22 protein-coding genes and 1 riboswitch are annotated in these 24,669 nt (G+C 56.5%); of the genes, 13 read left to right on the top strand and 9 right to left on the bottom strand.

Features of this window, described 5'->3' with window-relative positions; all coding sequences use genetic code 11:
* The first annotated feature begins 132 nt into the window (after nucleotides 1-132).
* Nucleotides 133-1,143 (top strand): cation diffusion facilitator family transporter, encoded by a 1,011-nt coding sequence (locus BC440_RS18585; RefSeq protein WP_007089173.1) that lies wholly within the window; start codon nucleotides 133-135, stop codon nucleotides 1,141-1,143.
* A 53-nt stretch (nucleotides 1,144-1,196) separates the two neighbouring features.
* A riboswitch (TPP riboswitch) is annotated at nucleotides 1,197-1,312 on the top strand.
* Between the two features lie 130 nt (nucleotides 1,313-1,442).
* On the top strand, nucleotides 1,443-3,266 hold the full coding sequence (thiC, locus tag BC440_RS18580) for a phosphomethylpyrimidine synthase ThiC (RefSeq protein WP_071240931.1): 1,824 nt from the start codon (nucleotides 1,443-1,445) through the stop codon (nucleotides 3,264-3,266).
* A 65-nt stretch (nucleotides 3,267-3,331) separates the two neighbouring features.
* Here thiC and BC440_RS18575 read toward each other — a convergent pair whose 3' ends face one another.
* The 5 genes from BC440_RS18575 to BC440_RS18555 all read right to left on the bottom strand — a co-directional run bounded on the left by BC440_RS18575 (nucleotide 3,332) and on the right by BC440_RS18555 (nucleotide 7,647).
* Entirely contained in the window at nucleotides 3,332-4,096 is a 765-nt protein-coding gene (locus tag BC440_RS18575) for a PhoH family protein (protein ID WP_007089171.1), read from the bottom strand.
* A gap of 337 nt (nucleotides 4,097-4,433) precedes the next feature.
* Nucleotides 4,434-5,666, bottom strand: coding sequence for an organoarsenical effux MFS transporter ArsJ (gene arsJ / locus BC440_RS18570; protein ID WP_210766373.1), 1,233 nt, complete (start codon nucleotides 5,664-5,666; stop codon nucleotides 4,434-4,436).
* Nucleotides 5,667-5,676: 10 nt separating this feature from the next.
* Nucleotides 5,677-6,693, bottom strand: a complete 1,017-nt coding sequence (locus BC440_RS18565; RefSeq protein WP_007089169.1) for an ArsJ-associated glyceraldehyde-3-phosphate dehydrogenase — start codon at nucleotides 6,691-6,693, stop codon at nucleotides 5,677-5,679.
* 57 nt (nucleotides 6,694-6,750) lie between these two features.
* A complete protein-coding gene (locus tag BC440_RS18560) occupies nucleotides 6,751-7,269 on the bottom strand; it encodes an arsenate reductase ArsC (protein WP_071240900.1) in 519 nt (172 codons plus the stop codon).
* 36 nt (nucleotides 7,270-7,305) lie between these two features.
* Nucleotides 7,306-7,647: a metalloregulator ArsR/SmtB family transcription factor gene (locus BC440_RS18555; RefSeq protein WP_071240899.1), complete on the bottom strand. Its 342-nt coding sequence runs from the start codon at nucleotides 7,645-7,647 to the stop codon at nucleotides 7,306-7,308.
* A 156-nt stretch (nucleotides 7,648-7,803) separates the two neighbouring features.
* On the opposite strand from BC440_RS18555, the gene BC440_RS18550 reads away from it, so the two are divergent.
* Entirely contained in the window at nucleotides 7,804-9,399 is a 1,596-nt protein-coding gene (locus BC440_RS18550; RefSeq protein WP_007089166.1) for a peptide chain release factor 3, read from the top strand.
* 74 nt (nucleotides 9,400-9,473) lie between these two features.
* Here BC440_RS18550 and BC440_RS18545 read toward each other — a convergent pair whose 3' ends face one another.
* From BC440_RS18545 to BC440_RS18535, 3 genes are all read right to left on the bottom strand, one after another.
* Nucleotides 9,474-9,800, bottom strand: coding sequence for an AzlD domain-containing protein (locus BC440_RS18545; RefSeq protein WP_071240898.1), 327 nt, complete (start codon nucleotides 9,798-9,800; stop codon nucleotides 9,474-9,476).
* On the bottom strand, nucleotides 9,797-10,585 hold the full coding sequence (locus tag BC440_RS18540; protein ID WP_071240897.1) for an AzlC family ABC transporter permease: 789 nt from the start codon (nucleotides 10,583-10,585) through the stop codon (nucleotides 9,797-9,799). Before BC440_RS18540 ends, BC440_RS18545 begins: the two co-directional genes overlap by 4 nt.
* A 152-nt stretch (nucleotides 10,586-10,737) precedes the next feature.
* The gene (locus BC440_RS18535; RefSeq protein WP_071240896.1) at nucleotides 10,738-11,871 is read right to left on the bottom strand and encodes an AraC family transcriptional regulator; all 1,134 of its coding nucleotides are present in this window, start codon (nucleotides 11,869-11,871) and stop codon (nucleotides 10,738-10,740) included.
* A 115-nt stretch (nucleotides 11,872-11,986) separates the two neighbouring features.
* Here BC440_RS18535 and BC440_RS18530 point away from each other — a divergent pair, with 115 nt between their 5' ends.
* From BC440_RS18530 to BC440_RS18505, 6 genes are all read left to right on the top strand, one after another.
* Complete coding sequence (locus BC440_RS18530; RefSeq protein WP_071240895.1) at nucleotides 11,987-14,104, top strand: methyl-accepting chemotaxis protein; 2,118 nt, start codon at nucleotides 11,987-11,989, stop codon at nucleotides 14,102-14,104.
* A 276-nt stretch (nucleotides 14,105-14,380) separates the two neighbouring features.
* A complete protein-coding gene (locus tag BC440_RS18525) occupies nucleotides 14,381-15,514 on the top strand; it encodes an efflux RND transporter periplasmic adaptor subunit (protein ID WP_071240894.1) in 1,134 nt (377 codons plus the stop codon).
* A gap of 1 nt (nucleotide 15,515) precedes the next feature.
* Nucleotides 15,516-18,668 (top strand): efflux RND transporter permease subunit, encoded by a 3,153-nt coding sequence (locus BC440_RS18520; RefSeq protein ID WP_071240929.1) that lies wholly within the window; start codon nucleotides 15,516-15,518, stop codon nucleotides 18,666-18,668.
* Between the two features lies 1 nt (nucleotide 18,669).
* A complete protein-coding gene (locus tag BC440_RS18515) occupies nucleotides 18,670-20,121 on the top strand; it encodes an efflux transporter outer membrane subunit (RefSeq protein ID WP_037990484.1) in 1,452 nt (483 codons plus the stop codon).
* 100 nt (nucleotides 20,122-20,221) lie between these two features.
* Entirely contained in the window at nucleotides 20,222-20,845 is a 624-nt protein-coding gene (locus tag BC440_RS18510; RefSeq protein ID WP_037990485.1) for an alpha-ketoglutarate-dependent dioxygenase AlkB, read from the top strand.
* A gap of 275 nt (nucleotides 20,846-21,120) precedes the next feature.
* Entirely contained in the window at nucleotides 21,121-22,164 is a 1,044-nt protein-coding gene (locus tag BC440_RS18505) for a LacI family DNA-binding transcriptional regulator (protein WP_071240893.1), read from the top strand.
* Here the strand turns inward: BC440_RS18505 and BC440_RS18500 are convergent.
* Nucleotides 22,161-22,748 (bottom strand): DNA-3-methyladenine glycosylase I, encoded by a 588-nt coding sequence (locus BC440_RS18500; protein ID WP_071240892.1) that lies wholly within the window; start codon nucleotides 22,746-22,748, stop codon nucleotides 22,161-22,163. The two genes, BC440_RS18505 and BC440_RS18500, sit on opposite strands and share 4 nt — an antisense overlap.
* Between BC440_RS18500 and BC440_RS23205 the strand changes: the two genes are divergently transcribed.
* The 4 genes from BC440_RS23205 to folD all read left to right on the top strand — a co-directional run bounded on the left by BC440_RS23205 (nucleotide 22,747) and on the right by folD (nucleotide 24,608).
* The gene (locus tag BC440_RS23205; protein WP_175484509.1) at nucleotides 22,747-22,920 is read left to right on the top strand and encodes a hypothetical protein; all 174 of its coding nucleotides are present in this window, start codon (nucleotides 22,747-22,749) and stop codon (nucleotides 22,918-22,920) included. The two genes, BC440_RS18500 and BC440_RS23205, sit on opposite strands and share 2 nt — an antisense overlap.
* 153 nt (nucleotides 22,921-23,073) lie before the next feature.
* On the top strand, nucleotides 23,074-23,370 hold the full coding sequence (locus BC440_RS18495; RefSeq protein ID WP_071240891.1) for a YggT family protein: 297 nt from the start codon (nucleotides 23,074-23,076) through the stop codon (nucleotides 23,368-23,370).
* A 9-nt stretch (nucleotides 23,371-23,379) separates the two neighbouring features.
* A complete protein-coding gene (locus BC440_RS18490) occupies nucleotides 23,380-23,712 on the top strand; it encodes a DUF167 family protein (RefSeq protein WP_071240890.1) in 333 nt (110 codons plus the stop codon).
* Nucleotides 23,709-24,608 carry a bifunctional methylenetetrahydrofolate dehydrogenase/methenyltetrahydrofolate cyclohydrolase FolD gene (folD, locus tag BC440_RS18485; protein ID WP_071240889.1) on the top strand — a complete coding sequence of 300 codons (900 nt, stop codon included), beginning with the start codon at nucleotides 23,709-23,711 and terminating at the stop codon, nucleotides 24,606-24,608. The genes BC440_RS18490 and folD overlap by 4 nt, the downstream gene beginning before the upstream one ends.
* Nucleotides 24,609-24,669 lie beyond the last annotated feature (61 nt).

Here is a 24,669-nt window from a genome sequence, read left to right as displayed (position 1 = left end):
GAATATCAAATATGCGCTATTTGCTGCACAGGCGAAGGTCAAAGTATGGCAATAGTCATTACATATTACGCCAATTCACGATATAAAACCGCAATCAGCGAGCGGAAATTGAAGACCAAGGGTCTGTAGAACATGAGTCAATGTCCTGTCATTGACATCGCGCAAAGGGAAATATGGGCACGTCGGGCAACCACGGCCTCTATTGTCATTGCTGCGACGCTGATTGCCATCAAGGCCGCCGGTTGGTTCATGACCGATTCCGTCAGCCTTCTGTCTTCGATGATTGATAGCATGCTTGATGTCGGGACGTCTGTGATCAACTTCATGGCGGTCCGAAGCGCATGGCGCCCGGCCGATCACGATCACCGTTTTGGCCATGGCAAGGCCGAACCGCTGGCGGGGCTTTTCCAGTCTGCCTTCATGATCGGGGCGGCCATTCTGGTTCTGGCGGAGGCCGGATCGCGGCTTGCCGAACCACAGCCGATCCGGTTTGCGGTTGAAGGCGTGTGGATCATGTCGATCTCGCTTGTCATGACCGTCGGGCTTGTGTTGCTGCAACGAAAAGCGGTGCGGATGTCCGGGTCGTTGGCGGTTGACGCCGATTCGATGCATTACACCAGCGACATCCTGTCCAATCTGGCGGTGATTGTTGCCCTTGTTGCCGGTTTTTCCGGCCTGAACTGGGCCGATCCGGCGATTGGCGGCATGGTGGCGCTTTTCCTGCTTTATTCCGCGGTCAAGGTCGGGCGCAATTCGGTTTCGGTCCTGATGGATCAGGAATTGCCGGAATCGGACAGCCAGCGGATCATCGAACTGACGATGAAAAACGCGTCCGTGATCGGCATTCACCGTCTGCGCACCCGGTCATCGGGCGTGCATCGCTTTGCCGAGATCGAACTGATCATGGATGGCGGGATGCTGATGCGGGAATCGCACACCATCTGCCATCAGGTGATGGACAGCATCCGGGCGGAATATCCCGATCTGGATATCACGATCCATCCCGAACCGCCCGAAGACATCCATCTCGACGAGTTTAGCGGTTATACCGAAGACCCGGAATTCTGGCATACGGGCCGGGCGCGCAAGGCCGGTCAGGACAGTATTCCGGCGTCAAATGGCGAGCTGGCGACGGGTCGCTAGGTTTTGGGTGTTTTCCACCAATTGACATTACCCGCATAACTTGTAACCCTGCAATCGATCACCTGGGGAGCCCCGACAAGGGGCTGAGAAACTGCTGGCTTTGCAGCGCAGTGACCCTTTGAACCTGATCCAGTTCATACTGGCGTAGGGATGGTGCGGATGCCGGCATATTTACCTGTTTTGATACTGTGGGTACGCCCCGTTTGTCATGGCAGGTTTCCCATTACCGGTCGGCATTTTTCATCAGCAGCCTCTCGCAGAACTGGGTCTCCATTGCCTTGATTGCAAAGGGGCCTTTTATGTCTGTTCCATCTACCAAAACCGATATCACTAGCGATGACACAACCGGGCCGTTGCCCGCATCGCGCAAAATCCACATTACGGGATCGCACTTTTCCGATATTCGCGTACCGATGCGTGAAATTGCGGTTCATCCCACGGCGGGCGAACCGCCGATCAGGGTTTATGACCCGTCGGGGCCCTATACCGACCCGGATGTCACGATTGACATTGCCAAGGGACTGCCACGACTGCGCCGAAGCTGGATCGCGGCGCGTGCTGATACCGAACGATATGCCGGGCGCGACATCAAACCCGAAGATAACGGCTTTGTCGAAAGTGAAAGCCATGCGGTTCCGGCATTTCCGCAAAGCCATGCGCCGTTGCGCGCAACTGGCGGGCGGGCAGTGACGCAGCTGGCCTATGCCCGGGCCGGAATCATTACCGCCGAAATGGAATATGTCGCGATCCGTGAAAATCTGGGCCGGGCGGAAATGCGCGCCAATGCCAAGCGTGATGGCGAGGCATTCGGGGCGGTGATCCCCGATCATGTGACGCCCGAATTCGTCCGTGAAGAAATTGCACGGGGGCGCGCGATCATCCCGGCCAATATCAACCATCCGGAAGCCGAACCGATGATCATCGGGCGGAATTTTTTGGTGAAGATCAACGCCAATATCGGCAATTCGGCGGTGACATCATCAATGGCGGAAGAGGTTGAAAAGATGGTCTGGGCGACGCGATGGGGGGCGGATACGGTGATGGACCTGTCGACCGGGCGCAATATCCACAATATCCGCGACTGGATCATCCGCAATTCGCCGGTGCCCATCGGGACGGTGCCGATCTATCAGGCGCTGGAAAAGGTTGGCGGTATTGCCGAGGACCTGACATGGGAAATATTCCGCGACACATTGATCGAGCAGGCCGAACAGGGCGTGGATTATTTCACCATCCATGCCGGATTGCGGTTGCATCACATCCCGTTAACCGTCGACCGGGTGACCGGCATCGTATCGCGGGGTGGGTCGATCATGGCAAAATGGTGCCTGCATCATCATCGCGAAAGTTTCCTGTATGAGCATTTCGCCAAGATTTGCGATATCTGCCGGGCGTATGACGTTTCCTTTTCGCTGGGCGATGGATTGCGGCCCGGATCGATTGCCGATGCCAATGATGCCGCCCAGTTTGCCGAACTGGAAACACTGGGCGAATTGACCCGCATTGCATGGGATCGTGATTGCCAGGTGATGATCGAGGGGCCGGGCCATGTGCCGATGCATAAAATCCGCGAAAACATGGACAAGCAATTGTCGATTTGCGGCGAAGCACCGTTTTACACGCTGGGCCCGCTAACCACCGATATTGCACCGGGTTATGATCACATTACGTCCGGCATCGGGGCGGCGATGATCGGCTGGTTCGGAACCGCAATGCTGTGTTATGTGACGCCCAAGGAACATCTGGGCCTGCCGGACCGGGATGATGTGAAGACCGGGGTGATTACCTATAAGATTGCCGCCCATGCTGCCGATCTTGCCAAGGGGCACCCGGCGGCCAAGGCGCGCGATGATGCGCTTTCGCGTGCACGGTTTGAATTTCGCTGGGAAGATCAGTTCAACCTGTCGCTGGACCCGGAAACCGCACGGGCATTTCATGATCAGACCCTACCGAAAGAGGCGCACAAGGTCGCGCATTTCTGTTCGATGTGCGGGCCGAAATTCTGTTCGATGCGAATTTCGCATGAAATCCGGGCCGATGTGCAGAAGGAAGGCATGGCGGCGATGGCGGAAAAATACCGTGATGGCGGGGATTTATACATGCCCCGAAACATCGGGAAATAAGCCTGTGAAAATGGCGGGCCCGGTGACGGACCCGCCTTCTTCTTTTGGTTTGCCGTGCCGAAAGGTTAAAGGACGGTCAGCATGCTGGCGACCAGCGGATGACGGACGATGTCCCGATCAGCCAGTTTGACGCAGGCGATGTCTTCGACATTTTCAAGACGGTCGGACATTTCCGACAGGCCCGACATTTCCGGCAGAAGGTCTGTCTGGTCCGGGTCGCCGGTCAGGATCATGGTTGAATTCCAGCCAAGGCGGGTGACCAGCATCTTGAGCTGCCCGTAGGTGCAGTTCTGGGCCTCGTCAATCACGACGAAGGCGTTGTTCAGTGTGCGACCGCGCATATAACCGATGGGCGCGATTTCAATCGTGCCGTCTGAAAGGTACTGCCGCAGGCGTTTGGCACCGAGACGGTCATTCAGTGCATCGTAAAGCGGGCGAAGATAGGGGGCCATTTTGGCTTCGACGTCGCCGGGCAGGAAGCCGATATTTTCGCCGGCCTCGACTGCGGGGCGGGCCAGAACGATGCGGCCGATTTCGCCCTTGTCGAGTGCTTCGACGGCCTTGGAAACAGCGATAAAGGTTTTCCCGGTTCCCGCCGGGCCAAGTGCAAGGATGAGGTTGAAGGCATCGATTGCTTCCATCAGGGCCGCCTGATTTTCGCTTTTCGGGCGAATGTGGCGGCGGAAGCTTTGATCGCGTTGGCCGTTCTGAGGGACGTCACCCTGACCGTTCAGGGGATGCCAGTTTGACTTGTCACCGTCAAACAGCTCGTGAACGTTGGTGTCTGCCTGTTGCGGACGGCTACGACGGCGTGCTGCGCGCTTACCCATAAGTCACCTCATCAATTGTGCCAATAAAGCAAAACGCGCCATTCCATCATGGAAAGGCGCGCATTCAATTTTCATCTTGCGATGGAAGTGGCGGGTGGGTTCACCGCCGTTCGCAGCAACATGTTGCATCTGCGATCCGGGGGGCGAAAAATTCCGTTTTACAACGTGCTCTCGCGTCACTCGGGAACCCCTCCTGCGGTCCAGTTATTGACCGTACAACAGAATCGTACGCCTACATCCTGTGTTTTGTCACTGTTTTTTATCTGATTAAATTTAAATGAAATCGGAAAGTGAGTCTTTTCAGAGATTTATGCCGCATCTGCGAGATGATTTTTTTCTAATGCAGTGCTTCGGGCGTCCCGGATTGGTGTTTTGGCAGGCCAAAACTGATTATCCAGCCGATCAGAAGGAAGGCGGCCGAGACGGCCAGACAGCCAACCAGACCGCCATACATATAGGCCAGTCCTGACAGGATGGTGCCAGTCAGTCGCCCGACGGCATTGGACATGTAATAGAAGCCGACATTCATCGCGACCCTGTCACCATCGGCATAGGCAAGGATCAGATAGGAATGCAGCGATGAATTGACCGCAAAGACCAGCCCGAAGACCATCAAGCCGCCCAGAACGGCGATTTCGGGCGAGATATCAAACTGCACGGCGGCCGCAATGCCCGCGGTGACGATGATCAGGGCGGAAATCCACAGGCGCGCACTTTGGCCATCCGGGGTGCGCGTGCCCGCGCGCAGGATTTTGGGCGCAATCGTCTGGATGAAGCCATAGCCGATCACCCACAGCGCCATATAGGTACCGACCTCGATATGGCCCCAGCCAAGATGGGTTGCCAGAAAGACCGGCAATCCGACGACAAACCAGATATCGCGCGATCCGAACAGGAACATGCGGGCGGCTGACAGGATATTGATCTTGCGATCCTTGGAGAAGACGTCGCGGAATTTGGGTTTCGGTTTGTTGGCCGGGGCGGCCATTTCGGGACCGATGGACAGGGCCACCGCAATCAGGATGACGGTCAGCCCGGTTGCCATCGCGAGCAGCGCCCCGCCAAAACCAAGCCACGCCAGAAGCGCACCGCCCATGAAAAAACCGGCCCCTTTGAGCGCGTTTTTCGAGCCGGTCAGAAGGGCGACCCAGCGAAACAATGCCCCGTTGGCATTTTCGGGCACCAGAACCTTGATTGCCGATTTGCTCGACATTTTGGTCAGGTCCTTGGCGATACCCGATGCGGCCTGCAGGCCCATGACATAGGCAACCGATATCCACGGCAGCCAGTTTTCATTGGTCAGGGACAGGGCGGAAAGGGCGGCGATCTGGGTGATCAGCCCGGCAAACAGGGTAAAGCGCAATCCGCGCGCCTGTGCCAGCCAGCCACCGACCAGATTGGTGATGACCCCGGCACATTCATAAAGGACAAACAGAAGGGCGATTTCAAAGGCCGAATATCCAAGGTCATTGAAATGCAGCAGAACCAGCATGCGCAAAGCCCCGTCCGTCAGGGTAAACCCCCAATAGGCGGATGTGACAAGGGCATAATTGCGAATGGCCGATGACATGAAAATGATCCTAAAGGCTTTGGGCGACTTTGGCGGCCAGATCAACCATCCGGCAGACATAGCCCCATTCATTGTCATACCAGGCGAATATTTTGACCTGCCGTTTGTCGATCACCATGGTTGATCCGGCATCAATGATCGAGGAGCGCGGATCGTTGAGATAATCGCAACTGACCAGCGGGCGTTCCTCGTATCCGAGAATCCCGGCAAGATAGGTTTCCGAGGCGGTGCGCAGCAGGTTATTGACCGTTTCGAAATCGGTATCGCAGGCGACTTCGAACACGCAATCGGTCAGGGATGCGTTCAGCAGCGGCACGCGCACGGCAATGCCGTTCAGCTTTCCGGCCAGTTCCGGGTAGATCATGGTGATGGCGGTGGCCGAGCCGGTGCTGGTGGGGATCAGCGATTGCAGGCTGGACCGGGCGCGGCGCAGATCCTTGTGCGGCAGGTCAACCACGGTTTGGGTGTTGGTCACATCATGGATGGTGGTGATGGCACCATGCACGATACCCAGTTTTTCGTGGATGACCTTGACCACCGGGGCCAGGCAGTTTGTCGTGCAGCTTGCCGCGGTCAGAAGGTGATGGATTGCCGGATCATAGAGATCGTCATTGACGCCATAAACGATGTTAAGCGCGCCTTCCTTGACCGGGGCGGCGACGATGACTTTTTTCACCCCCTGATCAAAATAGGACTGAAGCGTTTCGGGGGTTTTGAATTTGCCGGTACATTCGAAAACGATATCGCAGCCCAGCCCGATCCAGTCGGTATCGCCCGGTGTGGCATTTTCCGAAAAGGTCAGGGCGGCTTGGCCATCAATGACAACCGTATCATCGATGCAGGTTACCGGATGGTCCCAGCGCCCATGCACGGAATCGAATTCCAGCAGATGGGCGGCGGTTTTCGCCCCGCCGCTGATTTCGTTGATATGGACGAATTCAAGGCCGGGATGGCCCCAGCCCGCGCGCAAGGCAAGACGCCCCATGCGGCCAAAGCCGTTGATGCCGATACGGATTTTGCGGCTCATTTCGAGGACTCCTGAATATCAGGTCACTAACGGGGCCGTTAGTGACCGTTTCGCGTTTTATGCGCTTTCGTTCGCAGGCATTACGGTTTTGCCAATGTCGTCGAGCTTCTGTTGCAGCGACATCCGGTCAAGGGAGGCGAAAGGCAGGCTCATGAAAATTGAAATCCGGTTGCGCAGCATGCGATAGGCATCGGCGAAGGCAAGGCGGATTTCGGCCTCGGTTCCGGTGGCACTTGCCGGATCGGGTACGCCCCAATGGGCGGTCATCGGGGAGCCGGGGAAAATCGGGCAGCTTTCCTTTGCCGTCTGGTCACAGACCGTAAAGATGAAGTCGAATTTGATTTCGTCCTGCGCGGAATAGACTTCCATCGGCTTGGAGGAAAAGACAGACGGATCATCGCCCAGACTTTTGAGAAGGTCGATTGTATAGGGATGCAGATTGCCGCGCGGATGTGCCCCGGCGCTATAGGCATGAAAATGCCCTGCGCCTTCACGGTTCATGATGGCCTCGGCCATGATGGAACGTGCGGAATTCCCCTGACACAGGAACAGGATGTTATAGGTACCGCCAGTCATGATGATGTCTCCGTCCGGTTATGCCGGTTTGGCGTTTCAACAGCAGGTCGAGGTCGATGTTTTGCCGGAAACCGCGATGCCGCAAAGTTCCGGGCGGCCCTGACAGCAATCATCGGCAAGAAATCCCAAAAGATCACGCATAACATCGGGGACGATCCGATAGATGATCGACCGGCCATTGCGTTGTGATGTGATCAGTCCGGCCTGGCTTAGAACCGACAGATGGGTGGACATGGTGTTGTGCGGGACCGCAAGGCTGCGTGCGAGGTCGCCTGCGGCCATGCCGTCTTCGCCCACGCGCACCAGAATCCTGAATGCTGCCAGACGGTGTTCCTGTGCCAGTGCGCCAAGGGCGCTGATTGCTGTGTTTATTTCCATATGTCGGGAAATATTGACATATTATGCAGAAGTCAAATGACGAATTTGTTTCAGCGATGGATGCGATCATGCCCGATATGACGATTTCACGGTGGCATGCGCGCCAAAAATCAGTACAGTGCGCGCCAACCCGAAATCATGATCAATGGATGAACCATGCCGACGATCGACGAGCAGGTATCGCGCCGCCGTACCTTTGCCATCATTGCCCACCCGGATGCGGGTAAAACGACACTGACTGAAAAGCTGCTGCTTTTCGGGGGTGCCATTCAGATGGCCGGTGCGGTGAAGGCGAAAAAGGAACAGCGTGGCGCACGTTCGGACTTCATGAAGATCGAACAGGATCGCGGTATTTCGGTGTCATCCGCCGTCATGACGTTCGAGTTCGAAAAAAACATCTTCAACCTGCTTGATACGCCGGGCCACGAAGACTTTTCCGAAGATACATACCGCGTTCTGACCGCGGTTGATTCCGCCGTCATGGTGATTGACGGGGCCAAGGGGATCGAGGCCCAGACGCGCAAGCTGTTTGAGGTCTGCCGTCTGCGCGATGTGCCGATCACGACCTTTGTTAACAAGCTTGACCGTGAATCACGTGATTTCTTTGAACTGATTGATCAGATCGAACGTGACCTTGCGCTTGATGTGTCGCCGGTGACATGGCCGATCGGATCGGGCCGGGATTTCCATGGCTGTTACGATCTGGTCAATGATCAGCTTCTGTTCATGGAAAAAGGCGGCAATGTCGTCAAGGAAGCCATTCCGATCAAGGGGCTTGATGATCCGAAGCTTGATGAACTGATCCCGGATTACCTTCTGGAGAAGCTGCGCGAAGAAGTCGAAATGGTGCGCGAAATCTGCCCGCCATTTGATTTGCAAAGCTATCGCGAGGGACATCTGACGCCGGTCTTCTTTGGCTCGGCGGTCAATAACTTTGGTGTTCGTGAATTGCTGCGCGGACTTGGCGATATCGCACCGACCCCGCGCCCGCAGGAAGCGGCAACGCGGCTGGTTGAGGCCAACGAGACAAAGGTTTCGGGCTTTGTGTTCAAGGTGCAGGCCAATATCGACCCGAACCATCGTGACCGTATTGCGTTCATCCGCCTGTGTTCCGGCCACTTCAAACGTGGCATGAAATTGAAGCACGTGCGCGCGGGCAAACAGATGGCGGTGCATAACCCGATGCTGTTCTTTGCCAATGAACGCGACATTGCCGAAGAAGCCTGGCCGGGCGATATCATCGGCATTCCGAACCACGGCACATTGCGCATCGGCGATACCCTGACCGAGGGCGAAGACCTTCGTTTCCGGGGTGTTCCGGCCTTTGCCCCGGAATTGTTGCAGAAGGTGCGCCTTGATGATCCGCTGAAGGGCAAACATCTTCAGCGCGCGCTTGAACAGCTTGCCGAAGAAGGCGCATCACAGGTGTTCAAGCCGATGATGGGGGCGGACTGGATCGTTGGTGTGGTCGGGCAGCTTCAGTTCGAGGTTCTGAAAGAACGCATCGCGGCCGAATACGGCATCAAGGTCCATTTCGAACCAACCCCGGCCTATGCCGCGCGCTGGGTGATGGGCAGCGATCCACTGGAAATCAAGAAATTCCGCGATGCCAACCAGTCGGCCCTGTTCGAGGATCACGACGAAACGCTGGTGTTTATCGCGCGCAATGCCTGGCATCTTGAAACCACGCAACGCGATTGGCCGAACCTGAAATTCGAAGCCACGCGCGAGCAGAATATGGTTGCGGCGTAAAGCCAACCACGATCACGAAAAAGGCCGCCCGGAATTTTCGGGGCGGCCTTTTTGCATGTTTGCGTGTTGTGTCTTTAGCCGAGGAAATACCGCCCCGCCGCGACAAGCACCATGCCCGCGACCATTGCGGCAAACAGGTTGCGGGCGACGATCATCGTGATCACGGTAGCGGCGGCACCGGCGATACCGATGGGCCCGGCCGACAGGGCACTTGGCACCCAGACGGAAATCAGGACCGCACCCGGAAGGCGTTCAAGCACATGCGCCCAGCGGCCGTGTTGCGGCAGGCGATCAGCCATCAGAAGTCCGCCAAGGCGCATGCCATAGGTCACAATCGCCATGCCAAGAATGGTCAGGACCGAGGCGGTGCTGAAGGTGGTCAGATCAGGGAAACTCATCATTTGCCTGCCTCCGTCGAATAGGTGCCTTCGGGGGCGCCATAAGCATCTGCTGCTATTTCAGTTTCGGGTGCGGTATCGTCCATGTCCTCGCGCCATGTCAGGGCGGCCACAATCATCCCGGCCCCGGCCCCGGCAAGGATCGACCATGTGCCGGGCAAGGTGTAATGCCCGATCAAAGATCCGATGGCGGCTGCCAGCCACGGCAGAAGATCAACCCGGCCCTTCCACATGCCGACCGTGAGTGCGGCAAAGACCGCGGTGAAGGCGAAATCAAGCGCATAGACATTCGGGTCGGGTATACCCCCGCCCAGCAGATATCCGATGGTGTTGCCCGCCGCCCAGACAACGCCAAGAAAAATTCCGCCGCCCAGCAGGAATCCCGGATTGGCAAGGTTTTCCTGGGTCATGGTCACCGCCCAGTTTTCATCAGCCACCATATGCATGCCGCAGATTTTGACCCAGAGCGGACGGCCACGAAACACCGGGCGCAGCGACGCCCCGATCAGGACATAGCGCAGATTGATCACCGCGGTGGCGATGATGATCGTTACACTGGGGATGGTTTCACGCCACAGATCGACCGAAACGAATTGTGCCGATCCGGCGAAGACCGTGAGGCTCATGAACAGAAGTTCGCCCAGCGAGAGGCCGCGCTGGGTGGCAAGCACGCCAAGCACCGCGCCAAAGATCATGGTGCTGGGCAGCAGGGGCAGACAGGCAATGGCACCACGTCTTATGGTGTCGGCATCGAAATGCCGGGTCGGGGCAGATTGGGGACGAGACATCTTGTGCGTTTCCGGTTCAGCCGTTTGATTTTTGTATTTTGATTGGTGGTGAGCGAGGAGCCTGCCCTGAACCTAGGGCTGTTCCAAACAGGAATATTGGACGATATTGCTGTTTCGCAATCTTGGCCCGAGGCGATGCGGCACAAAACGCTTTAGCGGGATTTTTTGGCCGCAGGGGCAAGGCCCGCGATGAAGGCACCGGGGCTGACACCCCACATGGTTTTGAAATGACGATTGAGGTGGCTTTGATCGGCATAGCCGGTGGCCGCCGCGACATCGGCAATGCCAAAGCCGTCAAACAGCATGCGTTTTGCCCGGCGCAGGCGCATGTGATTGAAATAGGTGTGGGGTGGCAAGCCGGTGGCATGGCGGAAGACGCGCAGCAGGTGAAAGCGGCTGAGCCCGGTCAGGCTTGCCAGTTCATCAAGCGATATGTTGGCATCAAGATGGTCGGCCATATAGTCGATGACCGCACGCACACGTTTGTCTTCGGAGCCCGGTTGATAGGAAAAGGGCGGCGCATCGGCATGGCGAAGGGCGAGGCGGGCGGCACTGTATAAAAGCTGGCTGTCACGTTCGAGCAGGGTTGTTGACTGATCAAGGTCGGGGCGGAACATGCGGTGCAGGGATTGCAGTTGCAGATGCAGTTCCGGGTCATCGACCACATGATTTCCAAAAAACGGCAGGCCGGTACTGTTGGGGGAGAGTTCGGCCACCAGATCGCCAAAGATTTCAGGCGCGATAAACATGATCTGATACTGGTAACCGTCATCGGATGCCGGGCCGCCGTCATGAACCTGCATCGGGTTCATCATCAGCAACTGCCCGCGTCTGGCGACATAGTTGGTGCCGCCGGTCATGAATTGTTCGGCTCCGTTCAGGATGGTGCCGAACGCATAATAATCATGACTGTGTTTGGGAAAGGAAAACCGTTTGTAATCGGCTTCGAACAAATCAATGCCCTCTGCCGCCCGCCAGTGACGGGCGACTTCGCGGGAGTGGTTTGATTTCCGTGCGCCGCGCGACGGATCATGTCGAAGTGAATGCGCCATGGCGCAAGTATAAACATCCGATGGCCTTTCGGCTTGGACAATATTGTCACCGATACATTTGCCGGTTTTGCCGGTTTGATCGATCAGAAACGAATCGGTAAACAGAGTGTAAATTTTGCCCGAAAGGGCCGCGGACATACGGATATGGTGCGCCTGAACGATGGTATAGAGTGCTTTCGTGTCGGGGATTTTGCGGTGCGGCAAATGTTCGAATGAACATTCAAAAGTCCCCATCTGTCCGTGTTGGCATAGACAAATGCGGATTTCATCTAACTGTTACAAAAACGACGGGAAACTCGGGTTAGAGACACGGGAAATATGTCCCCCATTCCGGATCATTGGAGATCCCATGTTTCTTGACCGTATTCGTATCGGTTACCGCATTTTTGCGGGGTTTCTTGCGCTTGTCATCATGCTGATCGGGTTAAGCGCCCTTTCATCATGGTATCTGCTGGGTTTTGGTGGTCATGCGGACCGTATTGCCAAAAGCACCCAGCTTGTCGGGCTTGCAAACGAATATGCGTTGAAGCTTGAACGGTTGTCGAACCAGGTTCTGCTGTTTGCCCAGACGGTTGATCCGCTGGACCGCGAAGGTATTGCGACAATTCGTGAAAGTGCAGAAGCCAGTGGTGCCGCGCTGATTGGTCAGCTTCGCGCCGAGGGCGATACCGAAAAAGCCGACGCGCTTGAAAGCCTGAATGCGGAATATATCGCAACCCTGGAGCCGCTTGTCCTGCGTGCCGAGAATTTGACGGCGGCGTCCGATACGATGCTGCTTGGTGCGCATCAGCTTGGCAAGTCGGCAGGCGAGTTGGTGGATTTCATCAGTAAACGTGATCCGGCACTGGCCGAAAAATATGCTGATAAACTTGGTGCCGCCAACCTGAGCGCAATTGTGAACAATCTGCAATATGCGATCCTGCGGACACCTGAATCGCTTGATACGGCGCGTACGCAAACCTCGGCGTTGACCGATCTTCAGGAAGAAATCAAAGGCTCGGTCGATGGGTTGAAACGCGCGGATAAAAAGCTGTTTTCCTATGCGATCCGCGATAATGACCTTTTAAAGCAGGGAGCGAACCAGCTTGAAGGGTCGATCGCGGGGTTCCGTCAGTCGATGGATGACTTCAAATCCGCCGTTCGCGAAGTTCAGGCAATTACCCAGAATATCCGCGAGGAAGCGGTTGCCGGTCAGAACATGCTGGTCGAGGCGGCGCATAGCGAGTCCGAAAGCAAGGCGATCACCAATATGGTGGTGGCCGGGATCGGGGCCCTGATTGCCTTTGGTCTGGCGATTGGCATCGCACTTAGCATTCTGCGTCCATTGGGACGTGTGAATGGCGATATGACGCGGTTGAGCGAAAACAACACCGATATCGACCTGATTGATTTCAATCGTGGTGATGAATTTGGCGCGATGTCACGCACGGTCGCGATTTTCCGCGAAAATGCCCTTAAGATCGAACAGATGGCCGAGGAACGCATCGCCCTTCAGCGCGAGGAAGAGGAAAAACGCCGGGCGTCGCTGGGCGCGATGGCCGAAACCATCGAAGGCGAAACCGCCGGGCTTGTGCAATCCGTCACCCATCAGGTCACAAGGATGCGGGACGCGGTTGGCGAAGTGGCCGCCGCCGCAGAACGTGTGACAGGCCAGACCGAAATGGCAACCAGTGCGGCCACGCAAAGCCAGTCGCACGCCCATTCGATCAGCGAGGCGGCGACGCGGTTGTCCGATGCCATCGGATCGATTGCCAACCGGGTGGATCGACAGCGCGCCATTGCGCAGAATGCGGTTAGTTCGACCAAGCAATCCGCCGAGGCGGTCGATGACCTTCGCGAAGTGGCAACCAGTATCGAGCAGATTGTCGATCTGATCCGCGGGATTGCCGGGCAGACCAACCTTCTGGCGCTGAACGCGACCATCGAGGCCGCACGCGCGGGCGAAGCGGGCAAAGGATTTGCCGTGGTGGCCGCCGAGGTCAAGAACCTTGCGGGCCAGACGGCACAGGCAACCGAACAGATCACCGCCCATGTCAGTGCGATGGGCAATGTGACGGATCGTTGTGTGCGGTCGATGGAAGAGGTCGGTGTGACCGTGCGCGACATGATGTCGATTTCCGAAGAAGTGGCAGGTGACGTCGAACATCAGCGCCGCGAGACAGAGGAAATCAGCCTTGCGATTGCATCAGCCAGCGATGCGGCCCTTCATGTCAGCAACGCCATACAGGAGGTATCGCGCGATATCGAGGTCACGCGGAAACTGAGCGTTGATCTGACCCGTCGCGCCGATGAGGTTGACCGTAATGTGACGGAACTTTCGGGGTCGCTTGACCGGGCTGTGGAATCGGCCGCCAGCGACGAAAGCCGCGATGATGGCAGCGATGCCAATGATGCCGACATCGTCGAAAAGGACACGCAATCCAATCTTGTTGATTTTCCGGCGCAGTATATGCGCGGGGCGGCCTGAACCAGCCCGTTTTCGCCGTTTTTGACAACGGATTTCATGGTTGATGAGCCAAAAGCCTGTGCAGATCGTGCACGGGCTTTTGTGCTTTTGGGACGGTAGGAGTGATCCGGATCGGTTGAAGGAGCCTATTACCTGATGAGTACAAGTTGCGACATTTCTGATACAATTTTACGGTCGCTGCCTCTGGGGAACTAAAGTAAGTTCTATAGTCTTGAATTTAAGACATATTCAGCGATGTCTTTGTATCTTTCCAGCACACACAAGAACGGGCATTTGATGTCACGCACAGGTAGGCTAGCCGTATTTCTGTTGATTATTGCCGCAGTCGGGGGCGGCTGGTTTGCCTATGACAAAGGGATGCTGCCCTTTGTTGCGTCAAAAAGCCAAATCGAAGGCGATGCTGCAAAGCGCACCGGCAACCCGGCGCTGCCGGTGATTGCCGAATATGCCAGCATCATGGAAGAAAAGACGGTTGTGGAAGCCGTTGGAACCGGCCGGTCAACATTGGGTGTTTCGATTTATCCGGCGGTTTCGGGCGAAGTCAGTGATGTTCTGTTTCATGCCGGTGAAAAGGTATCGCGCGGGCAGGTTTTGCTGATCCTTGATTCGGATCGCGAACGGCTGGCGCGGGATCTGGCGTCCGTGCAGGTCAAGGATGCCAAGCAGCTTCTGGATCGTTACGAGCAGGCAAGGCCGCTTGGCGCGGTATCGGCAAGCGAGGTTGATGCGGCACGCACCGCCCTTGCCGAGGCGCGCATCCGGCTCGATCAGGCGGAAGTGGACCTGGCCGACCGGACCATTCTGGCACCGTTCAACGGCACGGTTGGTATTCCGCAGGTGGAGCCGGGCGACCGGGTGGACAGTTCCAGCCTGATTGCGACACTTGATAATGTTGAAAGTGTTCTGGTGGATTTCGAGGTTCCCGAAACCCGGTTTGAAAATGTGAAGATCGGCCAGTCGCTTCGGGTTGAGACATGGAGCCTTCCGGGGGAGTGGTTTGAAGGCACAGTCGATTCCATCGCCAGCCGTATTGATGCGGAAAGCCGCACCTTCAAGGTGCGCGCGCGCATTCCGAACCCGACCGGTCGGCTTTTGTCGGGCATGTCCTTTGCGGTTTATGTCGATATCGAAGGTAAAACCTATCCGTCGGTGCCGGAAATTTCCGTCCTGTGGGGCGATGGTGGCACCTATATCTGGCGGATCAAGGATGACAAGGTCGAACGTGTTCCGGTCCGCGTCGTAAAGCGGACACAGGGGCGTATCCTGCTTGAGGGGCCGATTGCCAAGGGTGATCTGATTGTGGTCGAAGGCGTGCTTCGCCTGCGGCCCGGCCGGGATGTGGCGGCAACCATCCGTGGTGGCGATGAAACCGGCGTTGCGCAGCGCAATGGCACCGGCGAAGGGTCGTAATATGCAGGACGGAAATCAGAACGAAAACCAGAATGATCTGGCGTCACTCAGCATCCGTCGCCCTGTTCTTATTTCCGTGGTGTCGCTTCTGATCATTCTGGCGGGCCTTGCGGCGATGCTCGGCGTTGAAATTCGTGAATTGCCCAACGTGGATCAGCCGACCGTGACGGTTTATGCGACCTATGACGGGGCTTCGCCGGAAACGGTTGATGCCGAGGTGACCAGTATCCTAGAAGGGGCGGCATCGCGGGTCAGCGGTGTCAAACGCATCAGTTCCAACAGCGAAGAAGCCACGTCGCGGGTGCGTGTCGAATTTTATCCCGATGTTGAAATCAATGACGCCGCCAATGACATCCGCGAGGCGGTCAGCCGCGCGTCAAGAAGTCTTCCGGACGAGGTCGAGGATGTCCGCGTGGTCAAGGCCGATGCCGATGCCAGCGCGATCATGCGCCTTGCCGTGGTCAGCAACCGCCTGACCGAGGAAGAGCTTGCCAATATCGTGGATGACCAGATCAGCCCGGCGCTGCTTTCGGTGCCTGGTGTGGCCGAAATCACCGTCAATGGCGAACGCGAGAAGGTTTTGCATGTCCGGGTCGATCCGCTGCGTCTGGCCAGTTACGGTTTTTCGGTTCAGGACGTTGCGGATGTCCTGAAAACCGCCAAGTTCGACATTCCCGCCGGCAGTTTTGATTCCAGTGATCAGAAGCTTTTTGTCCGTGCCGATGCGTCGGTCTGGGAGGTCGAAGACGTCAAACAGATGTTTATCCGCAATCAGGTCCGGCTGGGCGATGTGGCGGATGTCTATTACGGGCCCGATGATGCAACGTCCTATGTGCGTCTGGATGGCCGGACCGTGATCGGGCTTGGCGTCGTGCGCCAGGCGCAATCGAACACGATTGCGATATCGGACGGCATTCGGGACGTGGCCGAACGCCTGAACAATCAGTACGACGATATCAATGTTTTCGTGAATTCCGACGATGCGGTGTTTATCGAAGGCGCGCTTTGGGAAGTTCTGAACAGTCTGGCGCTGGCGATCATTATCGTGATCGGGGTGCTTTATCTGTTCCTGCGGTCCTTTACCGCGACGCTGATTCCGACGGTGACCATTCCGATTGCACTGGTCGGGACGGTGGCCGCGATCTGGATGATGGGCTTTTCGATCAATATCCTGACATTGCTGGCCCTTGTTCTGGCAACGGGGATGATTGTCGATGATGCGATTGTGGTTCTGGAAAATATCCAGCGCCGCCGTCATCAGGGATTGGGATCGATGGCGGCGGCGGTTCTGGGCACGCGGCAGGTGTTTTTTGCGGTGATTGCCACCACCCTGACGCTGGTATCGGTGTTCGTGCCGATTTCGTTTTTGCCGAGCACGGCGGGGCGGCTTTTCAGGGAATTCGGTTTCGTGCTGGCGTTTTCGGTGGCGGTGTCGTCGTTTGTGGCACTGTCGCTTTGTCCGATGCTGGCGTCGCGCTTAAAGCATATTGACCCGCATGACGGGGACAAGGATGCCAAGCCGAACTTTTTGGAACGGGTCGGGTTTTACTGTTCGGGGATTTACAAAAACATTCTTGAATGGGTTTTGCGGTTCCCGCTGATTACCCTGATCGTGTCGATCTTTGCCGGTGTGCTGGCCTTTGGGGTTTATAACAGCGTCACGCAGGAACTTCTGCCCGACGAGGATCGCGGCCGTATTCTGGTGTCGCTGCGCGGGCCGGACGGGGTTGGCATTGATTACATGGACCGGCAGGTCGAAACGGTTGAAAACATCCTGCGTCCGATTGTCGAGGCCGGCGATGCCTATAACATCTATACGATTGTCGGTCTTTGGGACCCGAACCGTGCGCTGGTGATTGCGCCCCTGGTGCCGTGGGATGAACGCAGCCGCAGCCAGCAGGAAATCACCGGTTCGATCCGTGGGGCGCTTGATGCACTGCCCGGTGTGCAGGCCTTTGTCTATCAGCCCAACAGCCTTGGATTACGCGGCGGGACCGGCGAAGGATTTGAATTTGCCCTGACCGGTACGAATTACCGCACATTGGCGGCGAATGCGCGCGCCATGCAGCAGGAGCTTGAGGCGAATTATCCGCAGTTTGTCGGGCTTCGGGTTTCCTATCAGACGACACAGCCGCAATTGCTGGTCAATATTGACCGGCAGCGGTCATCCGACCTTGGCATTCCGATCGAAAGCCTTGATACGACGCTGCGTGCGATGATCGAAGGATATGAAGTTACCGAGATTACGGTCGATGATGAAAACATCCCGGTCAAACTGCGCAGCAGTGCGGGCAGCATCAATGATCCGTCGGATCTGGAGAATCTGTTTGTCAGCAACCGGGATGGTCGTATTTTACCGCTATCTTCGGTGATCAATCTGAGCGAAGAGGCGGTGGCATCGGAACTGGATCGCGAGGGACAGCAGCGCGCAGTCAAGATTTCTGGCAACCTTGCGCCGGGATATACGTTGCAGCAGGCAGTGGTCGATATTGATCAGGTCGGTGACAAGGTCCTGCCGCCCGGGGTGAATGTTCTGTTTCTGGGCGATGCGGCGACACTGGGCGAAACATCGCATGATGTGCAGATCACCTTCCTGATTGCGGTTCTTGTGGTGTTGCTGGTTCTCGCCGCACAGTTTGAAAGCTTCATGTCTGCCCTTGTCGTGGTTCTGACCGTTCCGTTCGGTCTGGCGGCAGCGATTTATGCGCTGGGCATCAGTGGCACGTCGATCAATATCTATAGCCAGATCGGGTTGGTGATGCTGGTTGGGCTTATGGCCAAGAACGGTATTCTTGTTGTCGAATTTGCCGACCAGTTGCGCGATGCAGGGAAATCCGTGCGCGAAGCGGTGCATGATGCGGCGATGATCCGCCTGCGCCCGATCATGATGACAATGATTTCAACCGTTCTGGGTGGTTTGCCGCTTGTGCTCGGCACCGGGGCCGGGGCGGAGGCGCGTGCCGCGATTGGCTGGGTGGTGTTTGGCGGGCTTGGTTTTGCGACGGTCTTTACCCTGTTCTTAACACCGGTTTTATACCTTTTGCTGGCGCCGCTGGTGTCAGCCCGTGCCGATGGCGGCAAGAAACTGCAAAGCCAGTTGCGGGCTGCGGAAAGCATCCCGGACAAGGGCGAGATCGAAGGAAGTGCCAGCTAGAATGTCTGTAAAACGTCTTTCAATCTGTTGTGCCCTGCCGCTTATGATCGGACTTTCCGCCTGTCAGACGGTCGGCCCGGATTATGTTGCGCCGAAATTTGATCTTGTCGGGGCCTATACCCCGGCAGTACCGGTGATCGCCGCCAATCAGGCCGATCATGGCCGTTGGTGGGAAAGTACGCGTGATCCGGTTCTTTCTGAGCTGATTGCGCTTGGACTTGCCAATAACCTTGATTTGCGGATCGCGGCCAGCCGGATCGAAGAAGCCCGGGCGGTGGCGCGCGGTGTTTCGGGGGCAAATGGCATCGAGGTCGGTGCCAGTGTTAACGGCGATGCCGAACGCGGCACATCGTCGCGCGAACGCGGCAGCCAGACCACCGATATCGGATACCGGGCCGGGATTGATTTTTCATGGACGGCGGATGTCTGGGGCGGGCAGCAGCGCGAGGACGAAGTCGCGTTGGCGGATTATCTGGAACAGGTTTATCTGCGCGAAGACGTTTACCTGACGGTGATTGCCGATATCGTACGCAACTATATCGAGCTGCGCGGCACGCAGAAACGGCAGGAATTGCTGCGCAGTTCGCTTGATCTGCAACGTCAGACCAGCAACATCGTTGAGGTCCGGATGCAGACGGGGCTGGCGTCCGAACTTGATCTTTCGCGCGCCCGCGCCGAGGTTTCCGATATTGAGGCGACATTGCCGACATTGCAGACCGATATTGATCGGTCGATCAATGCGATTGGAATCCTTCTGGGGGCGCAGCCGGGAAGCTATCGCGACCGTCTGGTCGATGTGCAGCCCCTGCCGGAATTTGACAGTGCGCCGCCGATTGGCATTCCAGCCGATCTTTTGCGCCGTCGCCCCGATGTCCGCGCGGCCGAGCTTTCATTGATTTCCGCCACCGCTGAAATCGGGGTTCAGACCGCCGATCTTTATCCTGAATTGACGCTGGACGGGTCACTTGCCCTTGGGGCGACGGGGTATGGCACCGGGCCGATTGTCCGTACCGCAATGGCCGCCATCGGGGCGCTGATTGATGCGACGCTTTATGATGGCGGTGCCAGACAGGCCGATATCGATGTTGCCGAACAACAGGCGCAGCAGGCATTTTATGGCTATCAGCAGACGCTTCTGGTCGCCATTCAGGATGTTGAAAGTGCGATTTACGGCTATGTCGGGGCGGTCCAGCAACGCGATTCCCTGATTTCATCGGTGCAGTATCACCGTCAGGCGTTCGAGCAGTCGCGGGTGCGATATGTTCAGGGGCTTTCCAACTTCCTTGATGTTCTTGATTCGCAGCGCACCCTGACGCAGTCGCAGCAGGACCTGGCGGATGCGGAAACCGATCTGGAACTGGAAACCATCAATCTTTATGCCGCGGTCGGACTTAGCGTTGATGATGTCGAACGTTATGCTGACAAGGCCGGGATTGACATGAATAATGGCTAGCGCCGCCAAACATCTGTAATAACGCTGATTTCCATAAGCTGTTGCTTGTTTTCGCCGCCAGTTCGGCCTAGGTCTTGGGTATCGTGAACCGGGGAAGAAAATGACGGGCGATCTGTTTGCCAATGAGCCACCACACAATCTGCTGCCCTTTGATGGGGAGGCATTGCTGCTGCGTGAGGTTATGGCGGCAGGCGACGCGGATCGAACGTTTGAGCGGCTTTTAAGCGGCATTGTCTGGCAGCAGGAAGTTGCCAGATTGATGGGGCGCGAAATTGCCGTGCCGCGATTGACGGCGTGGTATGGCGATGTGGCCTATCGTTATAGCGGTGTCTATCACCCGGCATCACCATTTCCAAAAATTGTCGTGCCACTTCGTGAACTGGTCGAAGAAAAATCCGATGCGTCGTTCAACACGGTTTTGCTGAACCAGTATCGCGACGGGCGCGACAGCGTTGCATGGCATGCCGATGACGAGGATGTGCTGGGCGAAAATCCGGTCATTGCCAGCCTGTCATTTGGTGAGGAACGCCGGTTCCATTTCCGGCACAAGAAAACCGGGGATCGGGTCAGTGTCGATCTGCCGCATAATTCGTTGCTGATCATGCGGGGCGCGACACAGCATCACTGGTTACATCAGATTCCCAAAACCGCGCGCCAGATCGGCCCCCGGATCAACCTGACATTCCGTCATACCGCGCCGGAAAACAAGGTGCGCGGCCGATGAGTTCGGGGGGGCTTCGAAAAAAGCCGCCCCGGTCAGGGCGGCTTGAAGTCAGCAATTCGAGATTGCCGGGAAAACCGTCAACACCGGGGTGCAAACGGACAAACATATCGGTGGTTGTGCAATCGGTGCGCACAATAATGAATCGATTCAATGAATGCAGTGTGGCGGTCCGAAAGGGGTTCTGTCAATATCGGGATGAAACGATTCAAAAAAAATGTCACGTGATTGCCGGTTAATCCGTAAGCCGGGGTGAATGAAGGGGAGACATCGCAAGCATGGCAGAACGGGTACGTCTTCTGGATGTGGCCAAGGCGGCCGGGGTATCGCAAGGCACGGCATCGAATGCCTTTGGCAAGCCCGATCTGGTCCGCAAGGAAGTCCGGGAACGCATTCTGGAAGTTGCCAGGGAACTTGGCTATCGCGGGCCGCATGTGATGGCGCGGATGCTCCGCACTGGCAAGGCCGGGGCGCTTGGCGTGGTGTTTCCCGATAACCTTGAATATGCGTTCAGTGATCCGGTGGCGATTGAGCTTCTGCGCGGTGTCGGGCGGGAATGTGCCCGTCAGGCGGTCAATATGATGATCATTTCCGCCGAAAACCCCGAACAGGCGATTACCGCGATCAACAATGCGGCGGTTGATGCCTTTCTGGTGCATTGCTATTCCGATGACAATGACATCATTTCCGCCATTCAGCGCCGCAACCAGCCGCTGGTCTGCATTGATACCGATATTGCCGGGGCGGCGGGGACCGTGGTGCTTGATGATTTTGCCGGTGCGCAAATGGCGGCCCAGCATTTGATTGATTGTGGTGCGCTCAAATTCGCCATCCTGTCCCTGCAGGCCAACAAGGCGGAAAATTTCGGCCCGATGAATGCCAAGCGCCGCGGTGCAGTCAGCCACCGTGTGGTGCGCGAACGGCTTGGCGGATATCACGCCAGTCTTAAAAAGGCGGGGATCGCGATCGAGGATATCGTCCATATCGAATGCGAAAACATGTCATCGCACAGTGCCGAAATGGTCGAAACCATGTTACGCGACCACCCGGAAATTGACGGCATTCTGGCGATGTCCGATGTGATTGCCATCGGGGCACTTGATGGTGCACGCGCAAGCGGGCGCAAAATCCCCGATGATCTTAAGGTGATCGGCTTTGACGGAATCGCGGAGGGCGAACGCACCGCCCCGCCATTGTCGAGCATCCGTCAGGATTCCGTTGAAAAGGGACGTCTGGCCGCCGAAATGGCGCTTGGCGAAACGCAAGGCGACAACAACCGCGTGCTTGAAACCAGTCTGCTTGTCAGGGGATCGACGCGTTAAGCCGAAAGTGCCGGGTAGCAGTGGCAATCGGTGGTGTGGTCCATCACAAGGCCGGTGGCCTGCATGAAGGAATAGATGATTGTCGTGCCGACAAACTTCATGCCGCGTTTTTTGAGGTCCTTGGACAGGGCGTCGCTGAGTTCCGTCGATACGGGCACGTCGGACATGGCTTTCCAGTGGTTGATGATGGGTTTGCCGCCGATGAAATCCCAGATATAGGCATCGAAGCTGCCAAATTCCTTCTGGATTTCGATGAAGGCGTTGGCGTTCAGGATGCTTGCCGCGACCTTGGCCCGGTTGCGGATGATGCCGGGATCGGCCAGAAGTGTTTGTTGTTTGGCCTCGTCATACTTGGCGATCTTATGGACATCAAAATTGTCATAGGCCGCGCGATAGGTATCGCGCCGTGCAAGGATCGTCAGCCAGCTTAGGCCTGCCTGTGCGCCTTCAAGGATCAGCATTTCGAAAAAATGCCGGTCATCATGAACCGGAACACCCCATTCCTGATCGTGGTAATCGACGTAAAACGGCTTGTCGAGATGGGTTTCGGCCCATTTGCAACGGGTGAGTGTGTTTGCCGACATGGTCGATCCTTCTTTGTCATTTGATGGCGGGGCATTGTTGGATGGGATCGGCGGGCCTTGCAAGCCTGATGACTTTATCCTGACATTTCTCCTGACAGAAACTGTCGGGGCGGGGATGTTCTCGAACCATTTTGGCGAAAAGGTCGTGCCAAAATCGCGCAATGTCTGGTGAAGCATGTCACATCATGTGGAAAACTTGATGAAAGCATCGGAAAATAGGTGCTCTGTGCTTGCGCCCGGAGCCAAGGCCGACTAGGTTTTGCAGCGTATTAGAACAAGTTCGATCAAACTGTTCTGTCAGGGTATGCTATAATAGGGAGCGGAAATGCAGGCTGTTGAGTGGCTTATCAAGACGGTGATCAACCTATATATCGTGTTACTGATTGCGTCTGCGATTTTTTCATGGCTCCACGCGTTTGACGTGATCAATTCCCGCAACCGGTTTGTATATATGGTTGGCGATTTCCTCTACCGAGTTACCGAACCGGCATTGCGACCAATCCGACGAATTATACCCAATCTTGGTGGTATAGACATTTCGCCGATCATTCTGATCTTGATTTTACAGTTTGCCGAGCGTTTGATCCTTGGCGATTTGCTTCCTGCATTGATGGGCTATTAAATCGCGCAGATGGGTAAACCGTTCTGCGAGAAGCTTTCGGATGGCACCGGCATCAAGGTGTTTTTGCGACTGACGCCAAAGGCTTCGCGCAATGCGATTGCCGGGGTGGGCGTTGATGGTAACGGGCAGCAGCAGGTCAGGGTGACGGTTACGGCGGTGCCTGAAAATGGCAAGGCGAATACAGCCCTGATAAAGCTTTTGGCAAAAACGGCCAAATGGCCTAAATCGTCAGTCGAAATTGTTGCCGGGCATACGGACCGCAACAAGGTGCTGGAAATTTCAGGCGATCCGGACGCACTGATTGCGCAACTTCATGAATTGACGGGCGGACAAGACATATGAGCGACGCAAAAATCATCGACGGCAAAGCATTCGCAGCCAAATTGCGCGGCGACATCGCAGCAGAAGTGGCCAAGATCAAAGATGCGCACGGCATCACGCCGGGCCTTGCGGTTATTCTGGTCGGCGAAGACCCGGCAAGCCAGGTTTATGTCCGTAACAAGGGCAAGCAGACCATCGAATGCGGCATGAATTCGTATGAGCACAAGCTTTCCGCCGATACGTCTCAGGAAGATCTGCTGGCGCTGATCGCCAAGCTGAATGCCGATCCGAATGTGCATGGCATTCTGTGCCAGTTGCCGGTGCCCAAACATATCGACGATCAGGCGATCCTTGCGGCCATCGATCCGGCCAAGGATGTTGACGGCTTCCATGTCGTCAATGCCGGTGCGCTGGCAACCGGGGGCGAGGGATTTGCGCCCTGTACGCCTTATGGTTGCCTGATGCTGCTTAAGGACACGCTTGGTGATCTTTCGGGGATGCGGGCGGTGGTTGTTGGCCGGTCCAACATTGTGGGCAAGCCGATGGCGCAGTTGCTTCTGAAAGAAAGCTGCACGGTGACCATCGCGCATTCGCGTACCCGTGACCTGCCCGAAGAAGTCCGCCGGGCGGACATCGTCGTTGCTGCCGTCGGCCGCCCCAACATGATCAAGGGCGACTGGATTGCGCCGGGTGCCACCGTGATTGATGTTGGCATCAACCGGATTGAAGGGGCAGAAGGCAAGATGAAGCTGGTTGGCGATGTCGAATTTGAAACCGCATCCAAAGTCGCCGGTGCGATTACGCCGGTTCCGGGGGGTGTCGGCCCGATGACGATTGCGTGTTTGCTCAACAACACCCTGATTTCGGCGTGTCGTGCCAATGGGCTTGCGGTGCCGAATCTTGGCTTTGACAGCTAACGTTTGCAAGCTCATGACACAAGCATGAAAGGCGACCTGCTCGGGTCGCCTTTTTCGTTTT

The organism is Thalassospira sp. MIT1004, from assembly GCF_001858545.1.
GTDB lineage: Bacteria > Pseudomonadota > Alphaproteobacteria > Rhodospirillales > Thalassospiraceae > Thalassospira > Thalassospira xiamenensis.
Note: the sequence above shows the minus strand (reverse complement) of the source record. Positions and strands in the feature narration are given on the sequence as shown.